This window comes from Labrys sp. F242 (assembly GCF_057813875.1).
The window spans coordinates 1-286 of record NZ_JBVASG010000052.1 but is presented as its reverse complement, the minus strand read 5'-3'; the positions used below and the strand labels follow the sequence as shown (position 1 = coordinate 286).

The following is a 286-nucleotide window of genomic DNA, read 5'->3' as shown; positions in this document are numbered from 1 at the left end:
AGCTTGACGAAGCCAATTCGGCCCTTGGCGTTTCGGAAGCGACCGTAACGGGCGCCGAAGCAGACCTCGCCAAAGCGCGCGAGCAGCTAGGGCCGCAAGGCAACGACAATCCGCAGTTCAAGGAAGCACTAGCCGTGCTTGAGCGCGCCCGGCTCAATCTGCTCCATACCACCGTCATTGCTCCGTCGGACGGCGTCGTCACCAATCTCCAGCTCGGCGTGGGCCAGGTGATCGGCACGGGTCAGGCGGCTTTGACCTTCATCGACGCGAACAGCATATGGGTCGC

The 286-nt window shown here is 62.9% G+C and carries 1 pseudogene; it reads left to right on the top strand.

Features of this window, described 5'->3' with window-relative positions:
• Window positions 1-286: pseudogene (locus ACZYTC_RS34405) on the top strand (HlyD family secretion protein); the annotation flags it as partial.